The following is a 15,487-nucleotide window of genomic DNA, read 5'->3' as shown; positions in this document are numbered from 1 at the left end:
CATGTGCTGACAGTCATCGAAGTTACCTTCAATAGCAATGTTGAAAACGTTATCACCCAATACCGTCGTCATTTGTTTACGCTGTACATCCGATACTCTGTTATGCGGATGCAAAATAAAGATGTCGACGTTGTCGCAGTGTTTACAGCCTTCTATCGCGGCAGAACCAGTATCGCCAGAAGTCGCACCCATAATAACTACACGCTCATTTCTTTTCTTAAGCACATAATCCAACAAGCGACCTAGTAGCTGTAAGGCAAAGTCTTTAAATGCCAGTGTAGGACCGCGGAATAACTCCATCACCCACTCGTTAGCATCCACTTGCACTAAAGGTGCGACGGCAGAGTGATCAAACACCTCATAGGTTTTTTCAACCATGTCCCTGAAATCATCTTCAGGAATTTCACCTTCAACAAAGGGGTACATAACATTGAAAGCTAACTGAGAGTATGGAAGGCCTGCCCAGGATGCGATTTCTTCCTGAGTAAAACGAGGTAAGGTTTCGGGTACATAGAGCCCACCATCTGGCGCTAAACCAGTCAACAAAACATCTTCAAATGATAAAGGGGGCGCTTCGCCGCGTGTGCTAATATATTTCACGTTTATCTATCCAAGCAAAATTTCTATCGTAAACAAGAAGGCTCTGCCTTCAGGTTCTTCTAATTAATGGTTAAAGTGCTCAACGCGTATCTTCACGACTTCTTTTCTTGTCGTTTCAAGCGCTTCTATCTGCTCTATAGCAGTATTAATTTGCTTCTCTTGCACTTCATGGGTCAATAATACAAGCGGAATGCAATCACCCTCTCGGTCGGTTTCTTTTTGCATCACTGACTCAATATTAATCCCCAGGTCACTCATAATCGACGCGATCTTGGCCAATACGCCCGGGTGGTCCTCAGCAGTAACACGCAAGTAATACGCAGAAGATATTTCTTCGATTGGCAGTACCGATAAGTCTTGAATCTTGTCAGCGCTGAAGCCAAGGTAAGGAACCGGTACAAAGCCTTTATTATCGCCTATTCGTGCGATATCAATAATATCCGCAATTACCGCTGAAGCTGTTGCTTCTGAGCCAGCACCGGCACCATAGTACAATGTTTGACCAACCGCATCACCATCGACCAATACCGAGTTCATTACGCCATCGACTTTAGCGATCAGCTGGTCCTGAGGGATTAACGTCGGATGAACTCGAAGCTCAAAACCATTTTCATGCTTACGCGTAATACCCAAGTGCTTTATGTTATAACCTAAAGCATCGGCATTAACGACATCAGCTGGTGCAATTTTACTAATGCCTTCAGTAAAGGCTTTTTCAAACTCTAAAGGAACACCAAACGCTGCGGATGCCAGAATAGTTAACTTATGCGCAGCATCAATACCTTCGACATCAAAGGTTGGATCTGCTTCAGCGTAACCAAGATCTTGCGCTTCTTTTAACACATCTTGGAAATCTCGCCCTTTGTCCTTCATTTCCGTAAGAATAAAATTTCCTGTACCGTTGATGATACCCGCAAGCCAATTAACCTTGTTTGCAGCTAAACCTTCTCGAAGCGCTTTTATAATCGGAATTCCACCAGCGACCCCCGCCTCATAGGCAACAACTACTTTATGCTCGGCAGCCAGCGCAAAAATTTCGTTTCCGTGCTCAGCTATAAGCGCTTTGTTAGCCGTGACAACATGCTTGCCATTTTTAATCGCAGCACAAACAATGTCTTTAGCAAGATCATAGCCACCAATTAATTCTGCTACCACATCCACATCAGGGTTATTGACAACATCCATTACATTCGTCGAAAATTCGATACCGCTAAGGTCACAATTATCTTTAAGCTTTCTAGAGGCGACTTGAATCACCTCAACCTGACAGCCTGCTCGGGCAGTAATATCCTGTTGATTTCGTTTCAAGACATTAATCACGCCACTAGCGACGGTACCTAGACCACATATTCCAATCTTAACGGAGCTCAAGATATATTCCTCACGATCACGAATTCATTCTGACTTAAAGCAAAGCAACGACTAAATAGCTGCTACCCTGTAGCCTTAAAATATTTTGGCGGATAGTATACCTTTTCATCAAAGAAAAAGAATGGCACCACAACTTATTTTGAGACCCGCATATTTTTTACTAGCAGATCATTTCTTCACAGCTATACTTCTGAAAACTTAAATAAACAAGAATCAAATCCATGACTAAATACTTAACCGGCATCTGCTTTATTATCTTCAGCACCTTACTTTCTTCATGTGGTGGCGCCTTTAGCGGCTATAGTGACGCGGAACTTAGAAAAGCTTATCGTGACTGTGACTACAACAAACTTTCTCCAGCCGGAGCTCAGCGCTGCAACAACATCAAAAAAGAATGCGACTCACGCAGAAAAGACAAGGGGTTTAGGTGTTAAATTCGACAGCGATAAAAAAAGGCCCGATGAGGGCCTTTTTTTATTAGCTAGCAACTATAGAACACCAAGCGCTTTCCCAAGTTTTTGGGCATTTAAATAACCTGGAATTAAACGACCACTTTCTAAAACAATTGCCGGCGTGCCACTTATTCCCATTGCCTGCCCTAACATATACTGGTCCTGTACAGGGTTGGCGCAAGTCTTTTCGGGAATTGACTTACCATTCTTAGCATCAGTCATCGCTTCGAGCTTATCTTCAGCACACCATGCTGATACGTATTTACCATATGAGTCACTCCCAACACCTGCACGCGGATATGCCAGATAACTAACCTCTATCCCCATATCATTCAAAGCTGGAATTTCTCTATGAAGCTTACGGCAATAACCACAATCAATATCAGTAAATACTGCTATACGAGCCTTGGTTTCACCCTTTGCAGGAAATACAATTTTATCCTTACCCTGAACTGAAGAAATTTGCTCAATTCTGGCGGTCTCGCGACGCTTTTCAGTCAGGTTTTCAATTCGCCCTGTCTTCGTTGCATACAGATCACCGGTTAGAAAGAACTTACCATCAGAACTGACAAATAAAGCTTCACCTGAGTAGGTTGTAACCCGGTACATACCAACAATCTCACTCATCTCGACCGAGCTCAATTTCAAACCCGGCATTGCCTCGGATAAGCTTTTTCGAACCTGAGCCTCATCAGCATTCGCCGTGAGCGAAAACAGCAGACTTAGACAGATAATATACCGAACTAAACGCATACAAACCTCTATAATTAAAACCTATGTAAGGCTTGGCAAAAAACCAAGCCGTTTTTTAATTGAACATTATTTGTATGACAAGCTAAACGGAATTAAGTTCATCTACAAGAACTTATCGTTAACATTTTGTTATGTAGTACTAGGCTCTAGGATGAAAATCTTGATGTAAATCGTATAAGCGCTGTTTAGCTATATGAGTGTAAATCTGAGTTGTTGACAAATTTCCATGCCCCAGTAATAGCTGTACAACACGCAAGTCTGCACCATGATTCAAGAGATGAGTTGCGAAAGCATGTCTTAAGGTATGAGGTGATAATTTTTTGTTAATACCGGACTCAATCGCATACTTTTTAATTCGATGCCAGAATGTTTGCCTTGTCATTTGCTGTGATCGAGAACTTGGGAAGATGACGTGACACCCAGATGAGCCCGCTAGCTCTGGCCTGGCTTTCGACAAGTATTCGTCCAGCCAATCCAAGGTCGGCTCCCCCACAGGAACCAAACGCTCCTTACCACCCTTTCCAAATAAACGAATTAAGCCTTGCTGGACATTTAGTTGCTCAAAATTCAGGGATACCAATTCTGACACCCTTAGGCCGGAGCCATACATAACCTCTAACATTGCCCTATCACGCAAGCCAAGCACCTCAGAAACGTCCGGAGCCGCCAATAACTTCTCAACCTCTGCTTCAGTAAGAGAACTGGGCAGCATACGCGGCAACTTGGGGTTATCTATATTGAGTGTTGGGTCTATGGCGATTATGTTTTCGCGCACTAGAAAGCGGTAGAAGCGCCTTAAACAGGATAATAAGCGTGAACTGGACGAAGACTTAAGCCCTCTTTCCAAGCAGTCCGATAGATAATCATAGATATCACTTTCGCCAGCCTGATGTAGCTCTAAAGTGCGCTTTTTATGGAGCCACGAAGCAAATTGCTTTAAATCGGATCGGTAAGCAGACAAGCTATTGTCACTTAGCCCATTCTCTAGCCACAAAGTGTCAAGAAAACGCTCTGTATACGTCATCACCCATTCACCACCAAGGAGAAAGCAAAAAAGGCAAGCGCCCTAAAGCCACTTGCCTTTTTTAAAAGATAAATTAAGCAGTATTAAAACTTAGCTCAACTTCTCTTTAATTCGAGCAGCCTTACCACTTAGCTCACGCAAGTAGTACAACTTAGCCTGACGAACATCACCACGACGCTTAACTTCGATGCTATCAACCTGCTTACTGAAAGTCTGGAATGTTCTCTCAACACCAACACCGTAAGAAATCTTACGAACCGTGAAAGAAGAGTTAAGACCACGGTTGCGCTTAGCGATAACAACACCTTCATAGGCCTGTAGACGCTCACGGTTACCTTCTTTAACTTTTACTTGAACAACGACTGTATCACCAGGGCCGAATTCTGGAATCTCTGCCGTCATTTGCTCAGCTTCTAAGGCGCTGATAATGTTATTCTTGCTGCTCATTTTACACTCCTAAAAATGATAAACCTAAAGCCTCAGGCCTACCGATTCACTTCTCTAATAAATTCTTGCAACAGAGTCTGCTGCTCGCTATCTAATTCTATTTTGTCCAGCAACTCTGGACGTCGCTGCCATGTTCGCCCCAAGGATTGTTTAAGGCGCCAGCGGCGAATTTTTTCATGATTACCCGACATCAAAACATCAGGAATCGGCTTACCCATAAAAACTTCTGGACGAGTATAGTGAGGACAATCCAACAAACCACTAGCAAACGAATCCTCGGTTGCCGACTCACTATGCCCCAATACCCCAGGTATTAACCTGGAAATGGTATCCAGCAATACCATTGAAGCAAGCTCACCACCACTCAATACGAAATCACCAATTGATATTTCTTCATCAATTTCAGCTTCGATTAAGCGCTCGTCAACTCCCTCATATCGACCACAGACGCAAATCAATCCGTCATATTCAGCCAGTTCCACAGCTTTCTTATGGTCTAGGCGCTGTCCTTGAGGTGACAGGTATACAGTACGTAGTGATACCACCTTCTCGGGCTGATCGTGCTTTAGGTCCTGCACCATCTTTGCCTTAGCGTCGTGAATAGCATCCTGCAAAGGCTGCACTTTCATCAACATTCCCGGGCCACCACCATAAGGTCTATCATCGACCGTACGGTGCTTATCATGGGTGAACTCTCGAGGATTCCAATAATCCAGAGCTATTAGCCCTTTCTTTACTGCCCGCCCAACGACACCATGATCTTCTAGAGAGCGAAACATTTCAGGAAAAAGCGTAACCAGTCCAAAATGCATACATTCACATCTCTAAGCCAGTCACACCACATTGACCAGCAAGTTTCTATCTTTGCACCACTTAAAGAACCAATCCCTTATGCCAGAACTGATTTACAGAACTGATTAAGTAGTGCCTATATAAAAACGCCCCGCAAGTACCGCAATCAGCGCTTTACAAACTAAAACTCCGGATCCCAATCAACTTCAATGGATCCTGCTTCCAGATCTACCGCCAAGACAACCTGATCTGGCAAGTAAGGAATTAATCGCTCCCTACCGTCCAAGCTATCCTTACACTTTTTTACTACCAAAACATCGTTAGATCCGGTTTCAATCAAATGATCAACACGACCAAGTAAAACCTTCTCTTCTACATCAGACCCTGAAGCAAATACTTTCAGACCTTGAAGCTGATGCCAGTAGTAATCACCGCTAGGCAGTTCCGGCAATTCTTCTCGAGGTACAGAAATCAACGAACCACAATACTGCTTAGCCTCATCGCGATCATGACACCCCTTTAACTGGGCGACCAGACCATTGCCATGAGCTTTGCAGCTAAGCACGGTTACCGATCCGTTCTTGCTGCCACCTTCGAGAGTCCAATTTTTATATTGGCAAATATTTTCTTTAGGCTGAGTATAGGAAAACACCTTCACCCAACCCTTAACACCGTATACCGAGGTAATCTTACCCATTACAGCTTTTTCTGTAGCTTTGCTCATGAGTAATTATTTCCAGCCGGTATCAATGTTAGCTTTCCAGACTACTTAAACGGCCTTACGCAGCTTTAGCAGACTCTTTCAAAAGTGTCTTAACTCGGTCAGAAGTCTGAGCACCTTTATCTAACCAGTGCTGAACACGGTCAGAATCAACTCTTAAACGTTCTTCCTGGCCACGTGCCAAAGGATTGAAAAAACCAACACGTTCCAAATAACGACCATCACGTGAAGAACGGCTGTCTGTAACTGTTAGATGATAAAATGGGCGCTTCTTAGAGCCACCACGAGATAAACGGATAGTAACCATTCGTTGTAAATCCTGATTCCAGTTAAAAAATTCCCACACCACACCCGCAAAGCAGGATGACGGCGCTCGAAAGGGCGCATATTCTAGAGCATTACTCTAGAATTGAAAACACTAATTTCTGTTTTTTTACAATATCGCAATAATTCAGAGCGCCCTGCTGCGATTTCCAGTTTTTCTTAACACTTAAAACGGTCCACCGCCGCCTGGAGGCATCATTCCTTTCATCCCCCTCATCATCGACGCCATACCGCCTTTAGAAGAAAATTTCTTCATCATCTTTTGCATTTGCTTGTGCTGCTTTAACAGACGATTAATATCTTGAATCTGCGTACCTGAACCTGCCGCTATACGACGTTTTCTAGAATTGTTAACAGTATCAGGGAAGCGACGTTCTTTGGGCGTCATCGAGGATATAATCGCTTCCATCTGCCCTAAAGACTTATCATTAACTTGCTGTTGTGCAGCCTCTGCCATCTGCCCCATACCCGGCAACTTATCCAGCAAATTACCAACACCACCCATGTTTTTCATTTGTTGCAACTGGTCGCGAAAATCTTCTAAATCAAAGGATTTACCCTTTTTGATCTTTTTAGTAAGTTTTTCAGCTTTCTTCTTATCAAGATTACGCTCAGCCTCTTCAATCAGAGTCAGAACATCACCCATCCCCAAAATTCGAGAAGCCAAACGATCCGGATAAAACGGCTCTAATGCATCGACTTTTTCACCCATCCCCATAAACTTGATAGGCTTGCCGGTAATATGGCGCACAGACAATGCCGCACCACCACGGGAGTCGCCATCAGCTTTTGTCAGAATAACACCCGTCAATGGCAGAGCCTCATCAAAGGCCTTCGCAGTATTTGCTGCATCCTGCCCCGTCATAGAGTCAACAACGAATAAGGTTTCTACCGGAGTAATCGCCTGATGCAACTCTTTAATCTCAAGCATCATTTCATCATCTATAGCCAATCGACCCGCTGTATCGACAATCAAGACATCGCAAAAGGTTTTCTTGGCTTCAGATATCGCTGCATTAGCAATATCGATTGGTTTCTGATCAGTGGTGCTCGGGAAGAAGTTCGCTCCCACCTCTCCAGCCAATGTTTCAAGCTGCTTGATCGCCGCAGGACGATAAACATCCGCACTCACAACCATTACCTTTTTCTTTTCCCGCTCAGACAAGTGACGAGCCAGCTTGGCAACAGAGGTAGTCTTACCCGCACCCTGTAAACCCGCCATCAAAACAACAGCCGGAGGTTGGGCATTTAAACTCAAGCCTTCTGACTGAGCCCCCATCATTTCAACCAGCTCAGCATTCACTATCTTAATAAATGCCTGACCGGGCGATAAGCTACGCATGACTTCATAACCAATCGCGCGCTTTCTAACCTGCCCAATAAATTGTTTAACGACTGGCAAAGCCACATCAGCCTCAAGCAATGCCATTCGAACTTCTCTCAAAGTTCCTTTAATATTATCTTCAGTTAAGCGGGCTTTGCCGGTAACTTTTTTAAGACTCTCTGATAAGCGATCGCTCAGATTTTCAAACATGTTTAATCTCTATATTATTGCTATGTAATTGCAAACGGCGCATTATAACCATTTAACAGCCATAAGTTGAACATCAAGCTAAATAATGAATATCTTTGTACTCAGTTTTTTGTCGGTCGGACTGTATTTCACAGGGACAATCTATCAAACCCTCGTGTATCTCAGAAAAATTAATGCCAAGCACTTCATCTCCCTTTTAATCGGAGCCAGTGCGGCAAGCTTGCAGCTAATAGTTACTTTAGAGCAAACCTTCCGTGACAACTACGCCGCCTTTAGCTTCTCAAACTCAGCATCACTTATCGCCTGCGTTATTGTTATCGGGCTTTTATTGGCATCCAGCAGAAAACCACTCCAAGCAATTTTTCTTGCCGTTTACCCTTGCGCTGCACTTAGCGTAATCACCCTACTCGCCTTTAACGACAGCAGCCAATCATTCTCACCACAAAGCAGCGGCATCTTTATACACGTTATATTATCACTCATTGCCTACAGCGTCTTTTCGATTGCCGCCGTACAAGCATTACTTGTTCATATGCAGAACAACAACCTAAAGAAGCGAAACCACACTATACTAATGCGCAATTTGCCGCCACTCCTGACCATGGAGAACTTACTGTTTGAAATGCTATGGAGCGGCACTATCCTGCTTGCTCTTGCCATTCTCGCCGGTTTCATTTTTGTCGATGACCTATTCGCTCAACACTTGGCACACAAAACCGTTTTATCAATTCTTGCTCTGCTCACATTCTCTGCACTACTCGCAGGCAGAAAAATTTATGGCTGGAGAGGAATCACAGCCAGCAAATGGACACTTTGGGGCTTTAGCCTTCTAATGCTAGGTTTTTTCGGTAGCAAGCTAGTTCTTGAAACAATAAGCAAATAACCCGACAACCTTCATATAAACGGTAAACAACATTGAACGACGCCTCTATACCTTCTCTATTACTATTTCTGCTTTTTCTAATCATTTTATCTGGTTTTTTCTCTAGCTCAGAAACTGGCATGCTGTCGCTCAATCGCTACAGACTTAAACACCTAAAGAAAAATGGCCATAAAGGCGCGGAGAAAGCCAGCAATCTACTAGATCGAACCGATCAATTAATTAGCGTCATCCTAATTGGAAACAACTTTGTAAACATACTAGCCTCGTCAATAGCAACGGTCATTGCCATTCGACTATGGGGTGACGCAGGCATCGCAATTGCAACCGCAATCTTGACGCTAGTTATACTAATTTTTGCTGAGATAACACCTAAAACCATTGCAGCCTACCACCCGGAAAAGGTTGCCTTTCCCGCCGCACACATACTAAAACCTCTACTAAAGCTACTCTACCCAGCTGTCTGGTCAGTTAACCTTGTTACTAACTTCCTATTAACAAAACTCGGCTTTAGTACAAACGGAGAAGAAGAAAACCACCTAAGCCGAGAAGAACTGAGAACACTTGTTAATGAATCTAGCACCTTGATCCCACGCAAACACCAGGAAATGCTACTGGGGATTCTAGACCTAGAGAAAGTCACCGTTAACGACATCATGATTCCCAGAAACGAGATTGTTGGCATCGATATAGACGATGACCTGGATGATATTTTTCAGCAACTAAAAACCACCCAACACACACGCCTCCCCGTATACAAGGGCGATATAAACAACATCATTGGCATCCTACACCTTCGCAGCATGACTCGCGTACTTTCAAATGACGAACCGAACAAAGCCATGCTACTTCAAGCTTGCAGAGAACCTTACTTCACTCCTGAGAGTACTACACTCAACACCCAGCTAATACACTTCCAGCGGGAGAAACGTCGAATTGCCATTGTAGTTGATGAGTATGGCGACGCTCTCGGCATTGCCACAATGGAAGATATTCTGGAGGAAATTGTTGGGGAGTTCACTACTGATTACTCTTCAAGCAGCAGCCAAGACATCACACCTCAAGAAGATGGTTCATTTCTCATCGATGGCACAGCCACGATTCGAAATATTAACAAAACACTTGGCTGGAACCTACCTGTCAACGGTCCGAAGACACTTAACGGCTTGATAACGGAAACTCTCGAAACCATACCTGACACCCCCGTTTGCCTTTACCTTCAGCATCACCGGACAGAAATCAGACAAATCAAGGATAACGTCATTAGAACCGCCCAAATTTCACCATAGAAACTGAAAAAACAAACGCACCACTCATTTTTTTTGTCTTATGTAATAATTTGTTATTTTTTTTATATATATTTGCTTTATAATCTCAGGATTGATATAGAAGTAGTAATAATTTTTATATTGCGGGTAAGATGTACCTGCTTTTGTTCAGTGCCTTTATTTTTGTTAAGCATTGAAAGTCATTCAGCATACGGGAAAGGACGATGAATAAGTCATCTAGCGTTAGCTTTATCGGAGATCGCAATAGTCGACCTTCCAGGCTCGATAACGCAAGATCAGCTGAAGCTCTCAAAATTTGCAATATTGTTGTAAGAGACATGCATGCCCTTCTGCAAGGCATGTTTGACGGCATAGATGACTCTTTTTTCGAGCTTGCTAACAATGCTAGAAACAACAATGAACAAAACCGCTTCTTTGAAGCAATGCGCGATATTCGCATTAAGCGCAAGAATATTGAGAATGACTTTAAGTCCAGTATCGAAGCGCAGTTTTCCCTTGAGCAAGTTCTTACTCCCTCTTCGAAACTAAACGCACCAGTCGAACCGAAAGGTTTTGAAAGTCTAAGCCTAGTTCAGAATGACGACCTCGAAGAGGAAGTCGCGATATCATCTATGGCGACTAAAGCCCAGGCAAATTTTCAAGGCCCTTTACTTCAGTTTCATACTCGAATTTGCAACCTATACGGCTGCGAGAACAATGAAGATGCAAACCTTCCTCTAGGCTTAAAAGACGTAATAGAAAGCTTTACAAGCGCCTGTGAAGTGCTTGAAATAGAGTTAAAAGAGCGGTTAATTGTTTTTAAGCAATTTGATCGATATGTTCTATCAAACCTTGGTCCTGTGCTAGACGAAGCCAACAAAACATTAATACGCCTTGGCATTATGCCATCGCTAAAAGCACCTCGCACCAAGCAAGGTAGCAAGACTGCCTCTTCGCCACATGATAAATCAACGCATGCTTCCGAAGACACGACTGCCAAGCAGCAAAACACTACAAATGTACTACCTCAGCTGCAAAACTTACTAGCAAATATTCGTAATAATCTAGGCCCCCAAGCGCTCAGTGCTGATTACAATCCTGGCCTGCCCACTCAATATGTGAGCACTCAAGACTTAATATCGCTACTCTCTGCCATCCAGGATATAGCGCCATCAACTAACAATAGCGCTGACCCTAAGGTTATTAATATTCATCAGCAGCTAAAAGCCCAACTAAGCCAAGGCAGCGATCAGCCAACAACCCAACCAAAATTTAAGCAAATAGATGAAGACTTGATCAACCTTGTCTCAATGCTATTTGAATTTATTCTAGAGGATTATAATCTGGCTGCGCCGATACAAGTCCTCATTAGCCGCTTACAAATACCCATACTCAAAGTAGTCATTAAAGACAATAGTTTCTTCAGCTCTAGCAAACACCCTGCCCGCAAGCTCCTCAACTCGCTAGCTAAAGCAGGTATAGGCTGGAACGAAACACAAAACAAAGGCGATGCGCATTACCAGGCAATTTTTGATACAGTTCAGAACATTCTTGATAACTTTACCGGCGATATCCAGCTTTTTGAAAAGCTATATGAAGAATTTAGTGCTTTTGTTAAAAAAGAAGAAAAGAAATCTAAGATTGTCGAGCAAAGAACAAAGGAATCTGAAATTGGCCAAATTAAGTCTCGCCAAGCTCAAAAATGTGTCGAAGATAAGCTAGATTCATTGCTAGATAGCTCTCAAATTTCTATTCCTGACTTAGTCCTTGAAACAATTCGCGGTGGCTGGAGTCGCGTTATGTTTCTAGCATACCTGAAAGACGAAGAAGAGCATCAGTGGGAACACAGCTGTAAAACAGCCGAGAACCTAATCTGGTGTTTGCAGCCGTTTGAAAAACCTAAAGATCGCCAGTACTGGATCGCCATTGCCCCTAAAGTATTAAAAGAGCTTAAGTCAGGTCTTGAAGAAGTTTCCTATAATACAGCCGATCTTGACCAGGCACTTGTCGAGATTCGCTCAACACTCACAAACACATTTAAGCAAAACTCATTTAACTTGAGTCATAATATTGTTCCTCCTGTAAATGAGGAGAACGAGCCAAAGGCTGAAACTGCAATTGAGCGCCAACAAGCATCGATAGACTCCAGTTTAAATAAATATATTGAGCAAATTGAGCAAATTGAAGTTGGCACTTGGTTTGAGTTTACAAACAACGATAGCAAACAGCGATGCAAGCTGTCAGCGGTCATCAATGATGCAGATAGCTATATTTTCGTCAATCGCATGGGGCTAAAGTCTTGTGAAAAAACCAAAACCGACCTGGCGAATGATCTAAAAAGGAAGCACACAATTGTTCTAGAGCAAGGACTGCTAATTGATAGAGCCATGAACGCACTAACCAGTAGCCTAAGCCAGAAAGCAAGTACACTCTAATTTGTGAATACCGAGAGCAACCAAAGTCTTCGGCTCAGCTTAGCGGCTTTCGCTGCCATTTTGATTCACACAATCTTGGCCCTATTGATCTACTGGCTCGACATATCATTCCTTGAAACCAAGGAAAAGACTATCCCCTTCAAGCTAGTATCTGCAGACAGAAGCTCGCAATTTTCAAGCTCATCACTTAGCGCCGAAGAAAACTCACGCGCAGCACAAGAATATTTAGCGACACTTAACCAATCGCAATTTAAAAGCGACACCCAAACTAAACGTGACTCCTCATCAAAAGGCAGCCTAAGTCCTAATCAAAATGCCGTGAAGAAGCTGTCGGACAAACACACTCGGCTAGACAGCCCTGCTTTTCGTGGATCTAATCCAAGCACGGCAATTCACGGATTACAAAATATTTTCAGCCGCGATAAGCAAAGCCTTAAACCCAGCCAGACAAAACAAGTCTCGAGCAAGGAACTTGAGCAACTCAGCGACTACGAGATTTTACTTTTGAGCGCACTCAGGAAGGACTCTCTATACGACCCTTTTCATGCGGTAATGAACACTCACAAACGTAAAGAAGTTGCCTATACAATAACGCTTCGCTTATTCCCCAATGGAGCAATAAAAAACGCTTTGATAAAAGAGCCTAGTGGAATTATGAAAATAGATGAATTAGCGTTACAAGCGGCTTATAGAGCGAGCCCTTTCCCAACGCCACCTCATGAAGATATTCAAAAAGGGTACAAATATGACATTCCTTTCATCATCTACCAAAACAAAAACATCAGTAAATAACTAGAACACAAAAAAAGAAGAAGAGAGCCGACCTTGAGACGAGATTAAAGTCGGCTAAAGTACAACTTATTCAGCGGAAGCAGCAGCGCTTACCATCTTTTTCAGCTCACCAGACTCGTACAGTTCGGTGACAATATCACAACCGCCTACAAGTTCACCTTTTATGTATAGCTGCGGGAATGTCGGCCAACTTGAGTAAACCTTAAGGTTCTCTCTCAACTCAGGGTGTTCTAAAATATTAATATAAGCAAATCGCTCCTCACAAGCCATCAGCGCCTGTGATGTTTTGGCAGAAAAGCCGCATTGTGGTTGCTGAGGCGAGCCTTTCATGTATAGCAGAATATCATTGCTTTCAAGTTGCTCTTTAATCGTATCCATTATTGACATCGGTATTTACCTGTAGAGTTAAATCTTTCGCCACCTAGTTTACTATCTTTTGATAAGACCAACCATATTAGTCAGGTATTTTTTCAGAGTTTCTCCCCCCAGGCTCCGCCACCAGGTGTGTTGATCGTTAAAACATCACCCGCCCCTACCTTAAACTCTGCCTTACCATCCAGCACCCTAGCATTAAGTACATTTTTACCTGGGCACCCTTCAGCACCACCTTCGAGTCCCCACGGAGCTTTCGAGCGACGCTCAGTTAACAAAGTGACCTGAGCCGCCTGCTTAAACAGGTAAGAGCGGATGACGCCATCTCCACCTGAATGCTCCCCTATGCCACCAGAGCCCGCCCTAATACCGTATTGCATAACCTGCATCGGATAATGAAGCTCCAGGCTCTCTATGGGCGTGTTAAGCGTATTCGTCATATGACACTGGCGCGCAGTAATACCTTCAAATAACTCACCTGCCCCTGCTCCACCAGCGATTGTCTCGTAATAGTTCCATGGCGTCGGAGCTGTCCCTCCCATCGCAACATTATTCATCGTTCCCTGTGAGGCGGCAGGCACTTTAAGTCCTATTTGATGCAATGCTCCAAGCACAACATCTACAACACGCATACTTGTTTCAACATTCCCTGCTGAAACGGCAGCTCCAGGTAGAGCATTTAGTAGCGAGCCACTGGGCGCAGAGATATTAATCAGTTTGAACACCCCATCACAATGAGGTACATACGCTGGCATTAGTGCTGCAAACACATAGTACACAGACGCAGCACATACACTAAGAGGGCAATTTAGATTCCCCTTAACCTGTGCTGATGTTCCGGTAAAATCCAGCGTAATTCCCTCACTATCGATAGACACTTCAACTTTAATTAGAATATTTTCAGTACCTACCCCGTCGCCATCAAGGTAATCTGAAAAACTAGCCCTCCCTTTCGGCAAACGCTCTAGGTAATTCGCTGCAAGCGTTTTACCATAGTCATTCAATTGCTCAATGCCTTGAACAAAACTCTGACGTGTCATCCGCGACTCAATAAACCACTGTTCCAGGCGCTCCAGACCTACAACGTTCGCACTGAGCTGTGCAATAAAATCTCCTGGCAAATCGTCGGCATTAGTGTTCTTTTCTATGCTTGATAATAATTCGAGACAAACCTTATTCAGTTTTCCTTGAGAATATAGTTTTTGGGGAGAAATAATTACGCCTTCATCTTCCAAGCTTGTTGAAAGCGGCATTGAGCCAGGAGAATCACAACCGATATTGGCATGATGCGCACGATTCGCAACAAAGCCACTTAGCTCTTCACCAACAAAGAATGGTGCAATCAATGTTACATCAGGAAGATGAGTCCCACCCTTAAAAGGATCATTTAAAACCAGAACATCGCCTTGCTTCCAATCAAACTCAGAAACTATTCGGGTCATTGCATAAGCCATGCTACCGAGATGAACAGGAATATGCGCAGCTTGGGCCACGATTTTTCCATCACAATCAAAAAAAGCGCAGGAATAGTCAAGACGGTCTTTTATATTTGGAGAAAAAGCACTTCTTTGCAAAACCAGGCCCATTTCTTCACATATCGACTTTATTTGACCCGAAAACACCGCTAATTCAACCGCATTAAGCACAATAAAAACTCTCAATTCGTCACAAGATTTGAATATGGTAACCAGAATACATCAACTACATTTTCCAAGGATCAAG

At 43.4% G+C, this 15,487-nt stretch carries 16 protein-coding genes; 5 read left to right on the top strand and 11 right to left on the bottom strand.

The genetic code is table 11. The annotated features are described in order from the left end of the window. Together A3729_RS19635 and A3729_RS19630 are read right to left on the bottom strand one after the other, a co-directional pair. Positions 1 to 600, bottom strand: a 600-nt coding sequence (locus tag A3729_RS19635; protein ID WP_156498033.1) for a pyridoxal-phosphate dependent enzyme, incomplete at its 3' end; no start/stop codon positions are given. A gap of 63 nt (positions 601 to 663) precedes the next feature. After that, positions 664 to 1,971, bottom strand: a complete 1,308-nt coding sequence (locus A3729_RS19630; protein WP_068510825.1) for a homoserine dehydrogenase — start codon at positions 1,969 to 1,971, stop codon at positions 664 to 666. Between the two features lie 221 nt (positions 1,972 to 2,192). On the opposite strand from A3729_RS19630, the gene A3729_RS19625 reads away from it, so the two are divergent. Beyond that, positions 2,193 to 2,405: a hypothetical protein gene (locus tag A3729_RS19625; protein ID WP_068507676.1), complete on the top strand. Its 213-nt coding sequence runs from the start codon at positions 2,193 to 2,195 to the stop codon at positions 2,403 to 2,405. A 54-nt stretch (positions 2,406 to 2,459) separates the two neighbouring features. Here A3729_RS19625 and A3729_RS19620 read toward each other — a convergent pair whose 3' ends face one another. The 7 genes from A3729_RS19620 to ffh form a co-directional block, all read right to left on the bottom strand. Beyond that, entirely contained in the window at positions 2,460 to 3,176 is a 717-nt protein-coding gene (locus A3729_RS19620) for a DsbC family protein (protein WP_068510827.1), read from the bottom strand. A 139-nt stretch (positions 3,177 to 3,315) separates the two neighbouring features. Next, positions 3,316 to 4,200, bottom strand: coding sequence for a site-specific tyrosine recombinase XerD (gene xerD, locus A3729_RS19615; protein ID WP_068510830.1), 885 nt, complete (start codon positions 4,198 to 4,200; stop codon positions 3,316 to 3,318). A gap of 90 nt (positions 4,201 to 4,290) precedes the next feature. Next, positions 4,291 to 4,647, bottom strand: a complete 357-nt coding sequence (rplS, locus tag A3729_RS19610; protein ID WP_068509094.1) for a 50S ribosomal protein L19 — start codon at positions 4,645 to 4,647, stop codon at positions 4,291 to 4,293. Between the two features lie 38 nt (positions 4,648 to 4,685). Beyond that, the gene (gene trmD / locus A3729_RS19605) at positions 4,686 to 5,459 is read right to left on the bottom strand and encodes a tRNA (guanosine(37)-N1)-methyltransferase TrmD (RefSeq protein ID WP_068510832.1); all 774 of its coding nucleotides are present in this window, start codon (positions 5,457 to 5,459) and stop codon (positions 4,686 to 4,688) included. Between the two features lie 161 nt (positions 5,460 to 5,620). Continuing rightward, positions 5,621 to 6,163, bottom strand: coding sequence for a ribosome maturation factor RimM (gene rimM, locus A3729_RS19600; protein ID WP_068510833.1), 543 nt, complete (start codon positions 6,161 to 6,163; stop codon positions 5,621 to 5,623). A 55-nt stretch (positions 6,164 to 6,218) separates the two neighbouring features. Beyond that, positions 6,219 to 6,467, bottom strand: a complete 249-nt coding sequence (rpsP, locus tag A3729_RS19595) for a 30S ribosomal protein S16 (protein ID WP_068510835.1) — start codon at positions 6,465 to 6,467, stop codon at positions 6,219 to 6,221. Positions 6,468 to 6,650: 183 nt separating this feature from the next. Then, positions 6,651 to 8,018 carry a signal recognition particle protein gene (gene ffh, locus A3729_RS19590; protein ID WP_068510837.1) on the bottom strand — a complete coding sequence of 456 codons (1,368 nt, stop codon included), beginning with the start codon at positions 8,016 to 8,018 and terminating at the stop codon, positions 6,651 to 6,653. An 85-nt stretch (positions 8,019 to 8,103) separates the two neighbouring features. Between ffh and A3729_RS19585 the strand changes: the two genes are divergently transcribed. The 4 genes from A3729_RS19585 to A3729_RS19570 all read left to right on the top strand — a co-directional run bounded on the left by A3729_RS19585 (position 8,104) and on the right by A3729_RS19570 (position 13,393). After that, on the top strand, positions 8,104 to 8,901 hold the full coding sequence (locus A3729_RS19585) for an inner membrane protein YpjD (protein WP_068510840.1): 798 nt from the start codon (positions 8,104 to 8,106) through the stop codon (positions 8,899 to 8,901). Positions 8,902 to 8,933: 32 nt separating this feature from the next. Then, a complete protein-coding gene (locus A3729_RS19580; protein ID WP_068510844.1) occupies positions 8,934 to 10,187 on the top strand; it encodes an HlyC/CorC family transporter in 1,254 nt (417 codons plus the stop codon). A 203-nt stretch (positions 10,188 to 10,390) separates the two neighbouring features. Continuing rightward, positions 10,391 to 12,601: a DUF1631 domain-containing protein gene (locus tag A3729_RS19575; RefSeq protein ID WP_068634192.1), complete on the top strand. Its 2,211-nt coding sequence runs from the start codon at positions 10,391 to 10,393 to the stop codon at positions 12,599 to 12,601. 3 nt (positions 12,602 to 12,604) lie between these two features. After that, positions 12,605 to 13,393, top strand: coding sequence for an energy transducer TonB (locus tag A3729_RS19570; RefSeq protein ID WP_068513268.1), 789 nt, complete (start codon positions 12,605 to 12,607; stop codon positions 13,391 to 13,393). A 66-nt stretch (positions 13,394 to 13,459) separates the two neighbouring features. Here the strand turns inward: A3729_RS19570 and grxD are convergent, their stop codons facing one another. Beyond that, entirely contained in the window at positions 13,460 to 13,780 is a 321-nt protein-coding gene (gene grxD, locus A3729_RS19565) for a Grx4 family monothiol glutaredoxin (protein WP_068513273.1), read from the bottom strand. An 83-nt stretch (positions 13,781 to 13,863) separates the two neighbouring features. Further along, entirely contained in the window at positions 13,864 to 15,411 is a 1,548-nt protein-coding gene (locus A3729_RS19560) for a hydantoinase B/oxoprolinase family protein (RefSeq protein ID WP_068513276.1), read from the bottom strand. Positions 15,412 to 15,487 lie beyond the last annotated feature (76 nt).

The organism is Oleiphilus sp. HI0043 (genome assembly GCF_001634935.1).
This window is presented reverse-complemented; position numbering and strand designations above follow the sequence as displayed.